Source organism: Paenibacillus ilasis (genome assembly GCF_043195395.1).
In the GTDB taxonomy this organism is placed as follows: domain Bacteria; phylum Bacillota; class Bacilli; order Paenibacillales; family Paenibacillaceae; genus Paenibacillus_AQ; species Paenibacillus_AQ lautus.
Genome location: NZ_JBHDJG010000001.1, coordinates 2,582,598 through 2,599,608, shown reverse-complemented (window position 1 = coordinate 2,599,608; position 17,011 = coordinate 2,582,598). Strand labels below are relative to the sequence as shown.

Here is a 17,011-nt window from a genome sequence, read left to right as displayed (position 1 = left end):
TAAACAACATATTGTTCATTATTTATCTGATGACTAAAAAAATCCAAGGAGGATATTTCAATGACATCCAACCATCAAAATGAGCTTGTTCGTAAGGCAGTCGCCGTACTGGAAAGTTTTGAGAGCGGCAACCCCGAAGCGATTACGGCTTACGTTCATCCAGATCAATATATTCAGCACAATCAGGCCTTACTCGATGGTAGTGAAGCCATGCTTGGCGCACTTGATCATTTAAAGGAGCTTGGTACAAAGGTAAGCATTAAGCGGACTTTAGTCGACGGAAATTATGTTGCTCTTCATTCTGTATATGATTTTCACGGCCCTAAAATCGTATATGATATCTTCCGTTTTGAGAATGGACTAATCGTTGAACATTGGGACAATTTGCAAGAGATGGTGGAGAAGACACCAAGCAATCATACGATGATTGACGGACCGGTTACGATTAAGGATATCGACAAGACGGATGCCAACAAAGCATTTGTCAAAAGCTATGTTGAGAACATCTTGCTCGGGAAGAACCCAGACCTGCTTGCCTCTTACTTTGATGGAGATAACTACATTCAGCATAGTCCGCATATTGCAGACGGTCTTTCCGGTCTTCACGCTGCTTTGCAGGCTCTGAAGGAGAAAAATATTGAGTTTGAATATACTCATGTCCATCAAGTAATCGGACAAGGCAATTTTGTTCTTACAGTAAGTGAAGGTCTATTTGATGGTCAACATACTGCTTTCTACGATTTGTTCCGCGTAGAGGATGGAAAGATCGCTGAGCATTGGGACGTAATCGAGGCCATACTGCCGGCAGAAAAACGAAAAAATTCAAACAGTAGATTTTGAAGTTTGTGTAGCTGAATCGGAAGAAAGACATCGCCGAATTGAAGTACGGTGATGTCTTTCGCTTCACGAATGTACTTGAGTGATAAATCGTGTAATCAAATGGATACAGAAGCGTTGCTGCAGCAACGCTATTTTTATTCATTGCAATGAAGTGACCGTGTGATGCAGCCATATTTATGGTGAACCTTTCACAAATGAACATTGCGGTTGATAATCAACAATCTGTTCATTATAAAGAAATGAGGAGTAAAGGATCATGAAAATGCTGACACAAAAAATGATGTGGCTGGGAATGGTGCTCGTCCTGATCGTGTTGATCGTATTCGGGTTAGCGATGATGGGATCGGTGCTTGGATCGAAGTCAAAGGAGCTCCCGGTGGCCCTCGTTATCCTGGACCAGCCGACGGAGCTGTCGACTGGAGGAACGTTTGCGGTTGGGGAAATAATCCAGGAAAAGTTGTTGACGAACCCGGCAAACCCCTTCGTCTGGCATGTCGTGGATTCCGAGCAAAAGGCTCGGGAAGGACTGGATAAACGCGAATATTACGGAGCGATGGTGATTCCGGCGGATCTGAGCAGCGGTTTACTCTCGTTAGCAACTCACTCGCCGATTCACCCTAATGTGAAAATCATCTCTAACGAGGGTATGAACCCCCAAGCCTCGATGGTCGTAAGACAGGCAATGGGGCAAGCGTTGAAAATGATCAACGGGGAACTGTTGCAGCAGCTGCTTGGACAGATCGGACAGCAAACGGAGCATATTCCGGTTCAATCGGCTAAAGCTTTAATGACACCGGTGAACGTTCAGGAGGAAGTCGTGCATCCACCGGGAGCGAATAATGCGTCGGGGAATGCGCCGGGTTTGTTTACCCAGATTATATGGATCGGCAGCATGGTGACCGGAGTCGTCTTGTTCCTGGCTAGCCAGAAGGCGGTCGCCGCGGGTTCAAGGAGATGGACCGTCAGCGCGCTGCAAGCTATCGGGGGGCTTGTGATCGTCGGCATCGCCTCGTGCTTCACCATATGGATGGCTTCGTCGTGGTACGGCATGGAACTGGCGAACGTCGGGGAGACGTGGTTGTTCTTATGGTTGGCTGGATCGGCGTTCTTCTTGTTGCAATCCTCCTTGCTGAATTGGATCGGATTCCGGGCAATACCGCTGCTCGTACTTCTGATGTTCTTCTCCATGCCGCTGCTGAACATGGCTCCGGAGTTCTTGTCACAGACGACGCGAGATTGGATCTATTCGTGGACGCCACTGCGGTTCGCGGCAGGAGGGTTAAGGGAAGTAATGTACTTCGGCGGACTGGACGCAGCTCACTCAAACGCCTTGATTTTGTGGGGCGTCGCCGTGGGATTTTTGGTCCTGTTGCTCGCTTCCGGATTTAAGGCCGGTCGAGCAACAGATACGCCCCCTTCTTCTGTTACAGGTGATTAATATAAAGCTAAGAACAATCCACGTTGCGTTGTCGGTACTTGGTTTGGATAAAGTGGTTCTATAGGTTTGTTGGACGAAATCATGCGCACGAGATTAGCACGGTCGTTTCCTAAGAGTGAGTGGCAGGGATTTGACTCTTTTTGGCTGAAAATCGCTCAGCGTACAAAATTTCCGAAATGCCTATCAAGTGAGTATGTTCTTGTCGTCTTGCAATTCATGCAGCACTTACTACGCTGTTTTATTGAACTTTCGCCCCTTTAGGTCGCTGGGTTAACCGCAAAACTAAGCTGGAACGTATAGGACAACCTGATCACCTGCTCGCCAGTTCGATCGCTTGCCACGAGGCGCAGCGGCGGCCACGGACCGCCGAAGAACGGCTTGCCGTGACCCAGCACGACTGGATGAAGATATACAAGAAAGGGCACCCTCCCAGGTCCCCTTTTAATTCTGCCGTTAAAAATGGTTTTAGCCCCAGCGAAAAAGCTTGTGAGAGGGAGGTCGAAAGTATACGCATTTCAAATTTAATAAGAAATATTATGCCTTGTATGAACCCTGACATAACGTTGTCAGGGTTCGTTATTTAATATAGATATAGTAAATAAAATTAATGTAATTCATTTTAAGGAGGAAATTCCATGACCAATTCAAGACAAATCAGTTCCGAGGGAAGAACAGAAATTCATCCTTACCGCATTTCCATACTGCAAGAAGATCTTGATGATCTTCGAAATCGGTTGTCCCAGACTCGTTGGCCGGATGCGTTGGGCGAAGCTGGCTGGAAATATGGGGTTTCGCTGGATTATGTGAAGGAGTTAGCAGCCTATTGGCAGAAGGAATATGATTGGCGTAAGTTTGAAGCTCGCTTGAATGCATACCCACAGTTCCTTACGAATATCGATGGTGCCAACATTCATTTCCTGCATGTTCGTTCGCCTGAGCCTGACGCATTTCCACTACTGCTTACACACGCATGGCCCAGTTCGATTGTCGAGTTCTTGGAGCTAATCGGACCGCTCAGCGATCCGCGTAGTCACGGCGGTGATCCGACCCAAGCATTCCATCTGGTCATCCCTTCCATTCCTGGGTTTGGGTTCTCGGGGCCATTCCTTGAAGGCGGATGGGATATAACCCGCATATCTAAAGCATGGGATACACTAATGAAGCGCTTGGGATATACCGAATATGGTGCTCATGGCAGCGATGCCGGTGCCCTTGTGTCCAGAGAACTTGGAATTCAGAAGCCGGACGGTCTTCGGGGCATACATGTGCTGCAGCTGTTTTCATTTCCTTCGGGAGATCCGGCGGAGATGGTGGACTTATCGGAAAAGGATCAGCTGAAGCTTCAATTTCTAGCGAATTTCCAAATGAGGGCGGGTTTCAATGCGATCCAATCCACACGCCCGCAAACACTCTCCTATGGACTTGCGGACTCGCCGTCAGGTCAGCTTGCTTGGATTGCCGAGTTATTTTGCGGTTTCGGGGACCATGTGGACTTTATTGACCGTGACGCATTCCTAACGAATGTCACTTTGTATTGGCTGACGAATACGGCGGAATCATCCGCTCGCTTGTATTATGAGAATGCGCACAACCACGGCCAGGAGACGCAGGGGCCGAATACGATTCCGACAGGTGTAGCTGTGTTCGGAGATGATTTTAAATCGATAAGGCGCTTTGCTGAACGTGACAATACCAATATCTTGCAATGGTCAGAATTTGAACGCGGAACCCATTTTGCTGCGATGGATGCGCCGGACCTTCTAATCCCTGACATCCAGGCTTTCTTCCAGAAATTTCGCTAACACTTAACGATATTGAGGGGTATAAAGGATGGGAGCTATTAACATGGACTCAGTAAAAGAAACGCTAACTGAAGGTAAGTACTCAGTAACCGCGAGTTGATTCGCACCTTGCTCGCAAGCCAGATGCTGCTTAGCCGTGGGGAGCTTCCTGTCTCAAAAGCTGGTTAGCATACAGGCGCAATCTCCGATCGCCCCTTATTTCGGTTTGTGGTCAAGGATAGAAAAAGAAGAACTTGAACTCGCACTCAGCAGAAACATGAGCTCACACAATGCTAACCCATCTTGATTTGATTTCTTAACGGAACAAATTTCCGTCTGCGAGAACAACCGTGATGTCAGTTGGTCACGAATACATGGATTCGCTCAAAGTGAAGTTGCCGCTTGGTAGCATGACGGAGTACTTATACAGCAAGGGTCTTGACAAAAAATTCAGGGCACCCTCGCAAGGGTGCCCTGAATCATGATGTTCGGTTATGACCCCAAGAGTTACCCCCTGCCGCTGAACCGTTTGATCGCTTCCTCAGTCACCGGCTGGAAGAGGTTAATGAGGTTGCCGTCGGGATCACGGAACAACACAGCACGGTTCCCCCACGGCATCGTGGTCGGTTCCTTTACCCACTCGTCGACAAACGGCTTCAAGCGCTCGTATTCGGCATCGACATCGTGGACTCGGAACTCGAGGATGACAGTGCGATTGTCGGCCGCCACTGCGGAACCAATGCCGAACAGTGGCACCGTCTGGGAGTGACCGATCGCCAGAGTGCACGATGGCACAACGAGTTCGGCAAAGGCAGCCGCGGGACGTTCCGCCGAAACACCCATGACTTTCTCATAGAACTCAACAAGACGATCCACATCGTCGGTAATGATACGTACAGAAGCAAAATTCATAAAATACCATCCTTCCTACCTTCTATAATAAATGATACGTACCATATCATTTTTTGGGCAAGAACAAGCTCTCCACCCCATTATGTTTAACATAATCGATAATAAAATAACGCTACTGACAACAGTATGTCAGTAGCGGTTTAACATTTTCGGGTATTCTCTCTGCTAATGTTGATACCGCCCCGTTGTCTCGCATGCACCTGTGTTCGATGCGAGCCCCAATTCATCCACCTGCAGAAGCTCTCTTTCAGACGTCAGGCCAATGATTGCCATTCCGCTTGACATGGAATTGCACTTGTCTATCACCGGTACCACCTTACTGCCATCTCTGACTCTCTGGTATGAATATTTTTACTCATAAATTAATAGATCCAGGATTATATTTGAACTGCAGTCACAATGTTATAAAGTTTATGTCACCCGACACTTGTCCTCCGACTCAATATGCTAAGGCTGATATTGTGTAGTGCCGTATATTGGTTTCCTTTGCGTGCCAAAGGTTTTATTGACGTTCTCCGCTTGCAGTATTGTTTTCATGAGATATCTGCTTCAGCTTTGTTGTATTCGTAACTTATCGCTTACACCCCTCATGTTATATTCCGAACCTTTCAGCATGTTAATCCCAACCTTACAGCAACCTTAAATAGATAAAAGGCGGAAAATACCGGAGAGCGCTTGGGCGCGCCCTCCACAAGAAATGAACTCCAAAAAATAAAAAAGTCCGCAGCATATCGCGGACTTTTCCACTAATATGAATATGAAACAGCATTAGAAACGGACTGGAAGGCTCACCAAAGATCGCAGCGTGCTGTAATGATATGTCAAGTCCTCTGGATTAACGTCAAGACGCAGGTTGGGAAAACGCCGCAATAGAGAGCTGAACGCGATTTGCCCCTCCATACGGGCAAGGGGCGCCCCTAGGCAAAGATGGATTCCTCTACCAAAGGCCAAATGATCGATCTCTTGTCTTGTGATGTTCAGCCACTCAGGCCCGTCAAATCGGCTTGCATCCATATTCGCTCCGGCCAGTGAAACCACGACCATCTCGCCTTTTCGAATTTGTGTGCCATGTATTTCGATATCTTCAACCGCGACCCGGCTCGTTATCATGATCGGACCCGCATACCGCAACAGTTCTTCAACCGCAGCCGGCATAAGGGCCGGTTCCTCCTGAAGGAGCCGTATTTGTTCGGGATTTTGAAGCAGCGCCAGGGTTCCGTTACCGATCAGATTCACGGTCGTTTCATGTCCTGCCGTAATGAGCAGCCATATGGTGGAGAGCAGCTCGTTCTCGTTGAGCTTATCTCCCTCGTCATAAGCCTGGAGTAACCCACTGATGACATCGCTCCCGGGGTGCTCTCTCTTTTCGGAAATCAAAGATTGAATGTAGTCAGTAAACTCCTGAAGGGCTCCTTGAACTAAACTTTCTTGGCCGGGGTTTAGCGCAGCCCGGGCCAGCCTTTGGGTCCACTCGCGAAAACGTGCCTGATGATGGCCGGGGATCCCCAGCATCTCCGATATCACGATGATAGGCAGCGGATAAGCAAAATCCGAAATGAGTTCCATCTTGCCCCGGGTGGCTACCTTATCCAGCAGCTCGTCGGCAATTTGTTGGATTCGCGGACGAAGCTCTTCAATCATACGGGGCGTAAATGCTTTGGAGACCAAACGCCGCAGCCGGGTATGATCGGGAGGATCCACCGTGAGCATATTGGGCATATTCTTGAACCATTCAAGCAATTCATTGACGGAGCTGTTCTGGGGTGAGGCTTTTTGCGGTGAAGAGTACTTTCGCCGATCCGAGAGGAACCGGGGGTCCTTTAAAATTACCGAGACATCCTCATACCGAAAGGCTACCCAAGCTTCGCCCATGCCAAAAAAGTCATCAAGCCGATAAAGTCCTTCCTGATGTTGGGTCAGCTTTTGGTAAAACGCATTAAAATCACGCATTGTGTCCGGCGATACAAAATCGTTGCTTGTTATGCCTTTCACGGCTGATCACCTCTTTACTTTGTTTTCCATACCGAATCGGATCATGTCACAAAAAGCGTTCAGTTCCTTCATAAGGCTGCAGGTATAGGTTTCATCAATATGGTTCCTACCTTTCGTCTCCTCCAGAAACTTCGTTTCGAAATGTCTGGTAACGGCCATGACGAGCTCGAATGCATGCTTGCGGTTTATGCCTTCGCGAAGCGGCACCTTGTCGAAAAGCCTTACGAGCATCGCTTGACGGGTTTCGCTGACCTGACCGTACTTATCCTCGACTTCCTCCTTCAAGCCATCGGGTGTGGCATAAAATGCTTCAAATACTAACTTCCATTCATCAGAATGCTCTCGAAAATAGTTGAGCTTCGCATGGCTTAACTGAGAAATGGCTGTAAAAAAATCGGTGTCTTCCGTCCACTCATCGTAATGGATGCCGGTTCGGACTTTCTCAAAGCAGTGGTCAACTAAGCTAAGATACAGTTTCTTCTTACTCGTGAAATGATGAAAGATCAAAGCTTTGGAGATACCAGCAGCTTCCGCCAACATTTCAGTTGATGTATTCTTGTAACCGTTGCGGGCAAACACGGATAAGCAGGCTTGCAAAATCTTCTCCCGTTCGTAGAGCTGTATCGGCAGATTCATCACCTCTTTTTGAATTTGCTGACCAATTGGTTAGTAAGATCATACAGGATGCTGACCTGTCGGTCAATATAAATGAAAAAAACCACCTGGGGAGAGCAGAAGGATTTATTGAGGTTACGGTTCAATGTCCTCAATCTCAATCGGCGAGTGGAGATGTTGTTCCGCATAATCGATGGATTGGCGAAGCAGCTTAAGCGTCTCCAGGATCTGGCATCTCCTTTCTCCATCAATGTAAAAGAACCACTGAATATCTTCTTGTTTAGAAATGCTCCATTTTGTCTAGACATTCAAGTACCACAACGAGAGATCTAGTCACGGTTCAATTCCTCTTCCGACATGTATCATTCCTGACCGATAGAAGGATTTCGCTATCCTTCTTTTTTTGTCTTTCACTTCACTTTTGTTAAGTGGAATTACGTATAATCAGCGAACTCTTGTAGGTTTTCGCGATAGGAGCAGATCGCATCCCCTTCAATCTCCGGGTAAGACATTCTGTAACATCCCTGACCATATCGGGAATACAATTGGTTAATGTGGTCAGTTCCGGATTCGTCATCAATCCCACAGGATGGTTATCAAATCCGATGACGGACATTTCTTGAGGCACGGATATCCCCTTTTGCTTTGCTGCTTTCAATAAACCTGTAGCTACAAAGTCACTACCTGCTATCATTCCATCCGGCAATTGATCAGAAGTAAATAATTGTTCTCCCAAGGCATAACCATCTTCCATCGTCACCAGACCCGTATAACATTGTGATTTCGTACACTCTAGGCCGAATTGTTGGTGAGCCAGTTGAAACCCGTTCCATCTTTTCTCTTGCAATAGTGTCAGGTGATCCATACAGAAAAACAGATGACGGCGCCCCTTGGACAGCAAATATGCTGTCGCTTGAAAGACCGCATCTTCTTCATCCAATCGAAAGACATCGAGAAACTCTCCGTCCATCGCTTCGTTGCAAATGATTCCAATGTAAGAACCTATATATTCTTTAATTTCTCTCTCCGAGAAATGGGAATGAGCAATAACCACAGCATCCATTTCTCGACGTAACAATCGGGCATACACATCAAGTTCATGCTCGCGGGATAATTCGGTCTGATAGATGACAAGTTGATACCCCATTGAGCCTAAAGATCGACTTAATGCACTAACAAGCTGACTGAAATAGGGATGCTCCACATCCGGGACAAGCACACCGATATGATTGCTTGCCTGTAGACGCAACTGAACCCCTTGCGTATTGCGGACATATCCTAGCTCCGTAATGGCTTTCTGTACTTTTTGTCTGCTTTCAACAGATACGTGTGGATGGTCGTTTAACACACGTGATACCGTCGACTTGGAGAGACCGCTTACACGTGAAATATCAATTATGGTGGGCAAAATTAACACCTCATCTAAAGTATTGACCTGGGAACGTTCCCTGCAACTATGATATCGTTAACAAACTGTAGGAGGAGTCACACTCATGGAAGTCATCTATACCCCCGCTGTAACCGAATATCTGATATTGTTTGATTTTGACGAAACGTATTACCCGCATGAATGTTTGCCTGAACAACTCAACATGGTGTACGAACTGGAACAATACCTCCAGCAGCTTGCCAGAAATCATCAAGTAAAGATAGCTTGGGTCACCGGAAGCAGTGTTCAGCAAATACAAGCAAAAATGAAAATAGCCGGTATGACGCAGCTCCCCCATTTTATATCGAGCAATCTGGGCACAGAGATGTGGGAAGTCGAGCCTGACGGACAACTGGTCACTGTTCCTTCCTGGGCAAAAATTATAAGGGCATCCGGATTCTCTCGAAGAGATGTAGAAGATTTAATTAGCGAATTAAAATCAACATTCAACATTGTCCTTCACGAACAGACTCAATTTGGTCAATCCGGATATAAAATGAACTACTATTATTATCCGGTATCAGCAGCCAGAACCCAATATGATATTAGTGTCATCAGGCACCTGGCTGCAAATCACGGGATCGGAATTAATATCAATATTTGCAATCCTAAGGCGGGTGATCCGGAGCACGCATATGATGTCGATTTTATCCCCGCAGGAACTGGAAAGAAAGCGGCTGTGCAATTCCTGATGGATTATAGTCAGGTACTCCTGTCCAAAACATTGGCCTTCGGTGACAGTGGAAATGACATCGAGATGCTTCGGATGGTTGCCCATGGATATCTTCTCCAGAACGCTACGGCAGAGGCAAAGACATGCCACAACAACGTTGCCCCTTATCCTTACGCCGAGGGAATTTTGCATGTATGCAGAAATTTTTTTGGGGAGTAATTCATATTATGCCGTTTGCTCAGCTGTTGTACAATACAAATACCGCCGTTTTCCTCTACGGAGAAGGGCGGTAGTAAGAGCGGTGAGATCATCTATAATAACAAAATAGTAATAGCCATAAGACTTTCAAGATTCATGAATGATTCCACTGTTTCTCTTCGTGATCCTTTATACAGACTAGTTGCACAACAAGCGCTTGTTGTCCGGGGGATCGTGAAAGGATTCGTTCGTTTTTAATTTTCTACACAAAAGCCACGCTATCCTGCCCGTTAGCTTAATGAAATTGTATGGAAATATGGTTAGATACTAATCTAATCGGTAATCGGCTCATGTTTTTGTCCTTTACGGCAATCGGTACAAGTTCTTGTCCTCGACTCGGGACAAGAACTTATACCGATAAAACAAAAAAGACGCTAAAATAGCGACTTTCTATGGAAATATGTTCTTGTCCCTCGTCATTTGTGTCAGTCAATAATCAACATTCGATTGCCTCAAAAAGATCGCTCAAGCACATTGCTTGAACGATCCTAATCCTGCATATGCTCCTGTACGCCTGATAGACTCTGACTTGTGGTGACACTGGCGAGCCGGTTGTTTTAACTACAGATCTTCACCTACTGATAGTTCGGATTCATGATCCGTGCTTTGTAAAATGCAGCACCGGTCTTGGTACGTGTTGCACTCGGAAGGAAAAAGTCTGCCGAGTCCGTACACCACGTGTACAGCGTACACCCGCCGACCGGATTTTTCGCAACATCCGCGACCGTTTGCACCACCTGGCCAGATGACTGATTACCGACGGCTTTCACGCCTACCCGGCTGATCTCGTCTGCTCCCGGATACGTAAGGTCGAGTGAATTGGTCGATTTGACATATTGATATACCTTCCCGCCCGATGCCACCCACATCCGGTCAAGATCCCCATATACCGGCTGTATGTCATGTCCATTCAAGCGAGCAACATCCAGCCGAACATGCTCGGTCAGCGTCGGGTTCGCGGCTGTTCCTCCGACCTTCAACCCAACGATCGCCCCATTTCCCAGGCTCCACAATATTTCATTGTGCGGATCCCAGGATACCCCATGTGCACTCTCCAAACGATACTCTGCGTATTTCGTTGAATGGCAGCGCTGTGACGACGTGTATATCCGTACCCAGCCGCCCGTGCTTGCTGCAACGGCAATGTTGCCATTAGGAAGAAGCTCGGCGGAATGGGGATTGCCTCCTACGTTCGCTGCCCATAGCTTAAAGTCTCCAGCAGGATACGGAATGATAGCGGCCAGTCCCCTTGAATCGGTAACGAGCATAACCTGAGTTCCGAAGAAATCACTATTTCGGATCCGCGCTTCCGTCGGCAGCCCCCAATTGGCGGTGAACTCAGCGAAGCCATTGGAGGCACTGGGGGCCCAAGTCCATTTGACGGCACTGGGATCATTCCAATCGGAGACGCCGGGATCCATCACCAATATTTTTTGGGAAGCTTGGTCGCTCATGGCGATATCATAATCCTCTTGAAGAGACGAGGATGCGTCCACCCACCTAAGGCTCTGGTGATCTCCGACAAGAAACAGAATCAGGACTGTCAGCGCGAAGCCGGCAGCAAGCTGCATATGACGCAGCCGGGATACGATTTTTTTCCGCTCATTCATATGGTCCCTTCCTCTCCTAATGGGATTATGGATATTCAGCAGCCTCCGGATAAGCAAGATCATAGCCTTTGATCAGCTGTTCCCAGCACGCTGCCAATTCCGAAGGATCAGGTCTGCGAACCTCGAACATAAACGGGCCCTGATAATCATGCAGAACCAAAGCTCGCAGCACCTCGTTCCACCGGATCGAGCCCATGCCCGGCATCCAGTGTCTTTCATCCTTACCGTCGCAATCCGACATATGAACCGTAAAGATCCGCTGGCCCTGTTCGCGGATGAAAGCCTCCGGCGCCTCCTTCAGCAGGTGGTTGACATCACAGCATATGCCTAGCCTAGGATCTGCAGCGAGCAGATTACCGATCTCCCGCCCCGTATTCCCAAGACATGTGCGTGGCAAGCATTCAACCGCGATCCGTATGCCAAGGGCTTCCGCTTCATCTGCCAGCACCGATAATGCCCCCCTGCACGCTTCCAGCCGGCCGGGACGTTCCTCCTCCGAAATCGGCTCCCAGCTCGGGTGGAGCACGACCATGGGGATCCCCCATTCATGGGCAAGCCGCATCAGCCGGCATAATAAGCGGGATGCTTCTGCCGATGCCGCTTCGTCGACGGTCGATATATCAAAGACGGGTCCGTAGGGAAGATGCAGCGTCCAAATGTTCATCCCAAGCTCTCGCATGTTCTCGATCCAGGAGTTGCATATGATTTCATTCGCCGGATTGAACAGATCGAAGGCATCGTTGCGCCAAGCCAGCTCGATACACGTGATACCGGCTTGACGAACAGCTTCAATATCGACATAACCATTGGCCCAATCATTTAACGACAGCGATGTTCCAAGCGGCCATCCGGAAGGATGAACAGAATGAGCTTGCCGAATCTTCTGTCCTGAGGTCATGAGATCCCCTCCATTTCCAATCATTTGTCGGACGAATATTCCGGCGTCCAGATTCTTGCCTTGTATATCGCGGCTCCTTGGCGCATCCGATTCGGAGCTCCGTGAAATCGGATCTCGTCCGTCGTCCATTCATAAAGCCCCCCCGCCTTCGGCGAAGTGGATACGATCAAGCCCGACGGCTGATTGCCGATGCTCTTCACATCATGCCGATCCATAAACGAGCAATCAGCATATTCACGGTCAAACCGTCCGGATGATATTACGTACTGATAAACGTGCGAAACTGTAGTGATCCATAGACGATCGTCGTTTCCCCACACGGGATGAAGATCATGGCCATACTTGGTCGGCAGAGGGACTCGATCGTCCACCACGATTTTGGGTTGATCATCCGTTCCTTCCAGCCGGAGAGCGACCAATTCGTTATCGCCTAGCGCCCATAACACGCTTCTTCGAGAATCCCAATGCACGCCATGCGCACCTAGAAATGGAAACTCGGCATAATCTTCACAAGTTGGCCCTTGCGAGGAAGCGTAGACTCTGACCCATCCGGCTGTACTGGCCGCTACGGCCAAATTCCCGTTTGGGAGCAGCTCGGCGGAATGAGGATTCCCTCCTACATGGGCACCCCATATGAGAGATTCTCCTCCGGGATAAGGAACGATCGCTGCTAGTCCGCGAGAATCCGTAACGATCATGCATTGTCCCCCGCGGATCGGATCATGCCGAAGCTTGGCTTCGGTCGGCAGCCTCCATGCCTGGAGGAGCTCGTTGCATCCATCCACGTCAAGGAGAGACCAGGACCAAATCTCGGATTCATCTGCGCTCCAATCGAGTGCCGACGGTGAAAATACTAGGATTCGATGGCTTTTTTGGTCAGTGCAGGCAATCGGATAATCCTTGGTCATACTGCGGCTCATTTGTCGAGCCCCTGCTCCCGTACAGCCTCATTTACTTCCTGAATGGCCTGCGATAGGCCCTTGTTCTCGTACCCCTGCACTATGCTCTCCCACATGGCTACCGGGTCCTCCTTGGAGAGCATGACCCGCGTCAAATCCTCCGACGGATTTATGGCGCTCAGCTTCGATTTGGCCGGGGTATACAGCAGTTCCAGTTGATAGTTGGTCGGCACAGGGACATGCTCGGCAATCCGCTGCTTCAGTCCCTCCCTCGACATCCTCGACAGCTTCTCTCCATATGCGATATTGTTGACTTCACTCTCTACGAATTCGAGCTCTTGTCCCCAAGCCGCAAGCGAGCCAAACAGGTTGAAGGACGGATACAAGCTGCCAATCGTTTTAATTTCGCCCTCTTCATTCTTCTCGCGCGTAATCGTGATCTTCTCGCCTTCCATGGTATAGTCCTTTCCTTCAATTCCATACTGCTTATCCCTGATAAATTCATCAGAAAGCAAATAGTCATAGATTTGCAGGATTCGGTCCATCTTCTCGTCGTTCACTCGAGCACTGAAATAGCTTTCCGACCAAAAGGTAACAGCCGTGTAGCGGTATCGGTTGCCGTCATCCGATTGCCAGCTCACCGGAATGATATGGGCAATATCCTCAAACTTCGTGTCCTTGTTGTATTTGCTCCATGCCGCATTGAGCTTGGCTAAACCGTTAGGGGTTGCCTGCATGGAAATCGCGCCCACCTTACCCTGACCGAATTTTTCAATCCCGTCATTTGTCTTCATGATGGCAAAATCCGGATCGATCGCGCCCTCCGTGAACAGCTGGCGCATCTGCTTGACCACCGTCTTCATCTTATCGGAGGCAAAGTAAGGAATGTACGTTCCATCCTCCTTCACCCATGAGCTGTTCAGCAGATGTGGAAAGGTGCCTCCGGCGATGGGAGCCAGCATCGCAGCCGACCGGAAGGTAAGCCCAACTGTATCGTTTTTGCCATTTCCGTCCGGGTCATCCTTGGCAAAGGCCTTCAGCATATTCAAATAATCATCGTAGGTAACGGGATCCGCAATCCCAAGCTTCTCCATCCAATCCTTGCGGACGATCAAGGAACGTTCCATCGCCCATGTATCATAGTCCCGGTATGTCAGACGCGGAATCATGTAGGCCTTCCCGTCCACCCGAAGCGACTTGGTTTCATCCAGCGAAAGCACCTTAGCTACATTCGGATAGGGACTGAGATCGTCCGGCAGTGCGCGTATGATCCCCTGCTTAATCCAGGAATAATACGTCTCCGAGTTGATGATATCATGGCTGAACACGTCGGGAAGCTCGCCGGAGGCGCTCCACAGCTGATATTTCTCCTTGTAATCCGAATAACTGATCACTTTGTCAACGAATCGGACATTGAATTTGCTTTCGAGCTTTTTCAAATATTCGTCCGTTTCTCGGTTTGGAAAGGCCAGCCCGATGTTAAAAAATGAGACGGATATGTCCAGTTTCTTCCCGTTCTTCCCTTCCCCCGATCCATCGTTTCCCCCAGCCTCGCCATTGCCTGACTTCCCGCTGCAGCCTGAAATTACAAGTGCGATGATCATGATCGCAATCACGACGGATCTTCCTTGCCATCGAACCTTTTGCATCGTACAACCTCCCCAAGTATATTCGTGAACCGCTTGTTCCGACTCCTAACTTTATCCCGCGTTATGATGCGTTACTCTTTAATAGCACCTAATGTAACGCCGGCTGAAAAATGTCGCTGCAAAAATGGATATACCAGCATAATCGGCACCATGGTTATGATGACGCTTGCCATTTTGATCCCGTCAGGGTACCCCTGATTGAGCTGCGATATCATGGCCGCGCCCATATCGTCCCTGGCCATCTTGGTTACGTCTGCCAGCATATTCCTTAGAAACAGCTGCATGGGATGTTTATCGGTGTCGGTCATAAACAGCATCGCATTATACCACTCATTCCATCTGGCAACTGCGTAAAACAAGGTAATCGCAGCAATCGTCGGCTTGGAAATCGGAATAACGATGCGAATGAGAATATACAAATCATTCGCCCCGTCGATCTTGGCCGACTCCTCGAGGCTAGGCGGGATCGTGCGGAAGTGATTAATCATGACGATCAAGAAGAAGGTGCTGACAGCTACGGGGAAAATCATGGCACCATAATGATCGATCAAATGCAGGCCTTTAATCGTCAAATAATACGGAATGAGTCCTCCCGAGAACAGCATCGTGAACACAATGCCTGCCATCATGATGGAGCGGCCGGGCATGGATCTCTTGGACAAGGCGTAAGCTCCGCATGTGGTAACCAGCATATTAACCGATGTTCCGAACACCGTGACGATGAGGGAGTTCAACAGTGCCTTCCCGACATAACTGCCGTCAAGCAGCATTCGGTACGAGCTGAGATTGAAGCTGGTGGGAATTAAATAAAACTGCTGCTTCACGACCGCCGCCGGATCGGCAAACGAGGTGATGAACACATTGTAAAAGGGCAAAATGGTCAAGATGGCCATCAGCATCAGCAAGACGTGAATAACGTAATCGGCTCCGTTCGCTTTCGGTTTCATTGGCGTCCTCCTTTCAGCCGAAGTACAAGCAGCAACGTAGATTCGCGCGCTTTAATAGAGTCCATCCTGACCCAACTTCTTGGCCGCCCGGTTTGCCGCTACAAGCAGTCCAAGATTGATGATGGATTTAAACAAGCCGACGGCCGTTGACGTCCCATAACTGTCCCCGACCGAAAACGTCCTTCGGTAGACATAGGTATCGAGAATATCCGCTTTTTCATAAACAGCCGGATTGTACAGATTAAAGATTTGGTCGAAACCGCTGCCCCCGGAGCTCATTGTATTTCCGATTTGCAGAATCAACAGAATCACAACCGTGCTTTTGAGTGACGGCCACGTAATATAACGCATCTGTTGAAACCGATTAGCTCCATCGATGCTGGCGGCTTCGTAAAGTGACGGATTGATTCCAGCGATAGCCGCCAAATAAATGATCGTCCCCCATCCCATATCCTTCCAAATGCTGCTGCCGAACAACAGGCCCCGGAAGGATTCCGGATCTACCAGCAAGTTGACTTTTTCGAACCCCGCCATGTCCAGCAGTTGATTCAGCACGCCGAACGAGCCCAGAAAATTAACGAGAATTCCACTGACGATAACCCAGGATAAAAAGTGAGGAAATGTATAAACGACCTGATAAAATTTCTTTAGTCTCGCCTTTCGGACCTCGTTCAGAAGCAGAGCAACCACAATCGGTACCGGAAATTCGAAGATAAGCCGGCCGAGTGCAATGATGATCGTGTTACGGAAGGCGGTCCAAAAATCATCCAGCAAAAAGATCTCCCGAAAATTAGCTAGTCCAATCCATTCGCTGCCCCATACACCCTCGGCGAAATTAAACTCCTTGAAGGCAAGCTGCAGGCCATACAGCGGCACATACTCGAACAGTATGTAGAACATCAGCAGCGGGAACACGAGCAAGTACATGTATTTATGCTCCACCATCCGCGCCCATAAGCTTTTCTCCATCGCATCGGCCCTCTCTTTCGTTGCGTTATCTTTCAATGATCCAAGTATACGGTGCGACGCTGTCAAACCATATGTACGATCCTCAGCTATACTATGTACTT

General features: G+C 48.6%; 15 protein-coding genes. 4 read left to right on the top strand and 11 right to left on the bottom strand.

Translation table 11 applies throughout. The features are described from left to right. Positions 1 to 60 precede the first annotated feature (60 nt). Complete coding sequence (locus ACETK5_RS11925) at positions 61 to 840, top strand: nuclear transport factor 2 family protein (protein WP_394055830.1); 780 nt, start codon at positions 61 to 63, stop codon at positions 838 to 840. Positions 841 to 1,096: 256 nt separating this feature from the next. Further along, positions 1,097 to 2,278 carry a YhgE/Pip domain-containing protein gene (locus tag ACETK5_RS11920; protein ID WP_100537220.1) on the top strand — a complete coding sequence of 394 codons (1,182 nt, stop codon included), beginning with the start codon at positions 1,097 to 1,099 and terminating at the stop codon, positions 2,276 to 2,278. Between the two features lie 257 nt (positions 2,279 to 2,535). On the opposite strand, the gene ACETK5_RS11915 is transcribed toward ACETK5_RS11920, so the two are convergent. After that, on the bottom strand, positions 2,536 to 2,703 hold the full coding sequence (locus ACETK5_RS11915; protein ID WP_165789590.1) for a hypothetical protein: 168 nt from the start codon (positions 2,701 to 2,703) through the stop codon (positions 2,536 to 2,538). A gap of 210 nt (positions 2,704 to 2,913) precedes the next feature. Here ACETK5_RS11915 and ACETK5_RS11910 point away from each other — a divergent pair, with 210 nt between their 5' ends. Then, on the top strand, positions 2,914 to 4,080 hold the full coding sequence (locus ACETK5_RS11910) for an epoxide hydrolase family protein (protein WP_100537221.1): 1,167 nt from the start codon (positions 2,914 to 2,916) through the stop codon (positions 4,078 to 4,080). A 486-nt stretch (positions 4,081 to 4,566) separates the two neighbouring features. On the opposite strand, the gene ACETK5_RS11905 is transcribed toward ACETK5_RS11910, so the two are convergent. The 4 genes from ACETK5_RS11905 to ACETK5_RS11890 all read right to left on the bottom strand — a co-directional run bounded on the left by ACETK5_RS11905 (position 4,567) and on the right by ACETK5_RS11890 (position 8,995). Next, positions 4,567 to 4,971 carry a VOC family protein gene (locus tag ACETK5_RS11905; protein WP_100537222.1) on the bottom strand — a complete coding sequence of 135 codons (405 nt, stop codon included), beginning with the start codon at positions 4,969 to 4,971 and terminating at the stop codon, positions 4,567 to 4,569. Between the two features lie 768 nt (positions 4,972 to 5,739). Then, complete coding sequence (locus ACETK5_RS11900) at positions 5,740 to 6,963, bottom strand: cytochrome P450 family protein (RefSeq protein WP_394055827.1); 1,224 nt, start codon at positions 6,961 to 6,963, stop codon at positions 5,740 to 5,742. A 6-nt stretch (positions 6,964 to 6,969) separates the two neighbouring features. After that, positions 6,970 to 7,599 carry a TetR/AcrR family transcriptional regulator gene (locus ACETK5_RS11895; protein WP_394055825.1) on the bottom strand — a complete coding sequence of 210 codons (630 nt, stop codon included), beginning with the start codon at positions 7,597 to 7,599 and terminating at the stop codon, positions 6,970 to 6,972. A 403-nt stretch (positions 7,600 to 8,002) separates the two neighbouring features. Next, positions 8,003 to 8,995: a LacI family DNA-binding transcriptional regulator gene (locus ACETK5_RS11890; protein WP_394055823.1), complete on the bottom strand. Its 993-nt coding sequence runs from the start codon at positions 8,993 to 8,995 to the stop codon at positions 8,003 to 8,005. A gap of 118 nt (positions 8,996 to 9,113) precedes the next feature. On the opposite strand from ACETK5_RS11890, the gene ACETK5_RS11885 reads away from it, so the two are divergent. Next, positions 9,114 to 9,899 carry an HAD-IIB family hydrolase gene (locus tag ACETK5_RS11885; RefSeq protein WP_394055821.1) on the top strand — a complete coding sequence of 262 codons (786 nt, stop codon included), beginning with the start codon at positions 9,114 to 9,116 and terminating at the stop codon, positions 9,897 to 9,899. A 614-nt stretch (positions 9,900 to 10,513) separates the two neighbouring features. On the opposite strand, the gene ACETK5_RS11880 is transcribed toward ACETK5_RS11885, so the two are convergent. The 6 genes from ACETK5_RS11880 to ACETK5_RS11855 form a co-directional block, all read right to left on the bottom strand. Continuing rightward, on the bottom strand, positions 10,514 to 11,548 hold the full coding sequence (locus tag ACETK5_RS11880; RefSeq protein WP_326120753.1) for a DUF6528 family protein: 1,035 nt from the start codon (positions 11,546 to 11,548) through the stop codon (positions 10,514 to 10,516). A gap of 25 nt (positions 11,549 to 11,573) precedes the next feature. Next, on the bottom strand, positions 11,574 to 12,446 hold the full coding sequence (locus ACETK5_RS11875) for a sugar phosphate isomerase/epimerase family protein (protein WP_394055819.1): 873 nt from the start codon (positions 12,444 to 12,446) through the stop codon (positions 11,574 to 11,576). A gap of 20 nt (positions 12,447 to 12,466) precedes the next feature. Next, positions 12,467 to 13,366 (bottom strand): DUF6528 family protein, encoded by a 900-nt coding sequence (locus ACETK5_RS11870; protein WP_394055817.1) that lies wholly within the window; start codon positions 13,364 to 13,366, stop codon positions 12,467 to 12,469. After that, the gene (locus ACETK5_RS11865) at positions 13,363 to 14,994 is read right to left on the bottom strand and encodes a type 2 periplasmic-binding domain-containing protein (protein ID WP_394055815.1); all 1,632 of its coding nucleotides are present in this window, start codon (positions 14,992 to 14,994) and stop codon (positions 13,363 to 13,365) included. The genes ACETK5_RS11870 and ACETK5_RS11865 overlap by 4 nt, the downstream gene beginning before the upstream one ends. Before the next feature lie 71 nt (positions 14,995 to 15,065). Next, positions 15,066 to 15,941 (bottom strand): carbohydrate ABC transporter permease, encoded by an 876-nt coding sequence (locus ACETK5_RS11860; protein ID WP_394055813.1) that lies wholly within the window; start codon positions 15,939 to 15,941, stop codon positions 15,066 to 15,068. A 51-nt stretch (positions 15,942 to 15,992) separates the two neighbouring features. After that, entirely contained in the window at positions 15,993 to 16,910 is a 918-nt protein-coding gene (locus tag ACETK5_RS11855) for an ABC transporter permease (RefSeq protein WP_100537232.1), read from the bottom strand. Positions 16,911 to 17,011: the final 101 nt, after the last annotated feature.

Excerpts from the sequence above, each read along its gene's own strand:
- ACETK5_RS11925 (WP_394055830.1), top strand. The coding sequence starts at position 61 with ATGACATCCAACCATCAAAATGAGCTTGTTCGTAAGGCAGTCGCCGTA.
- ACETK5_RS11920 (WP_100537220.1), top strand. The coding sequence starts at position 1,097 with ATGAAAATGCTGACACAAAAAATGATGTGGCTGGGAATGGTGCTCGTC.
- ACETK5_RS11910 (WP_100537221.1), top strand. The coding sequence starts at position 2,914 with ATGACCAATTCAAGACAAATCAGTTCCGAGGGAAGAACAGAAATTCAT.
- ACETK5_RS11905 (WP_100537222.1), bottom strand. The coding sequence starts at position 4,971 with ATGAATTTTGCTTCTGTACGTATCATTACCGACGATGTGGATCGTCTT.
- ACETK5_RS11895 (WP_394055825.1), bottom strand. The coding sequence starts at position 7,599 with ATGAATCTGCCGATACAGCTCTACGAACGGGAGAAGATTTTGCAAGCC.
- ACETK5_RS11880 (WP_326120753.1), bottom strand. The coding sequence starts at position 11,548 with ATGAATGAGCGGAAAAAAATCGTATCCCGGCTGCGTCATATGCAGCTT.
- ACETK5_RS11875 (WP_394055819.1), bottom strand. The coding sequence starts at position 12,446 with ATGACCTCAGGACAGAAGATTCGGCAAGCTCATTCTGTTCATCCTTCC.
- ACETK5_RS11870 (WP_394055817.1), bottom strand. The coding sequence starts at position 13,366 with ATGAGCCGCAGTATGACCAAGGATTATCCGATTGCCTGCACTGACCAA.
- ACETK5_RS11865 (WP_394055815.1), bottom strand. The coding sequence starts at position 14,994 with ATGCAAAAGGTTCGATGGCAAGGAAGATCCGTCGTGATTGCGATCATG.
- ACETK5_RS11860 (WP_394055813.1), bottom strand. The coding sequence starts at position 15,941 with ATGAAACCGAAAGCGAACGGAGCCGATTACGTTATTCACGTCTTGCTG.
- ACETK5_RS11855 (WP_100537232.1), bottom strand. The coding sequence starts at position 16,910 with ATGGAGAAAAGCTTATGGGCGCGGATGGTGGAGCATAAATACATGTAC.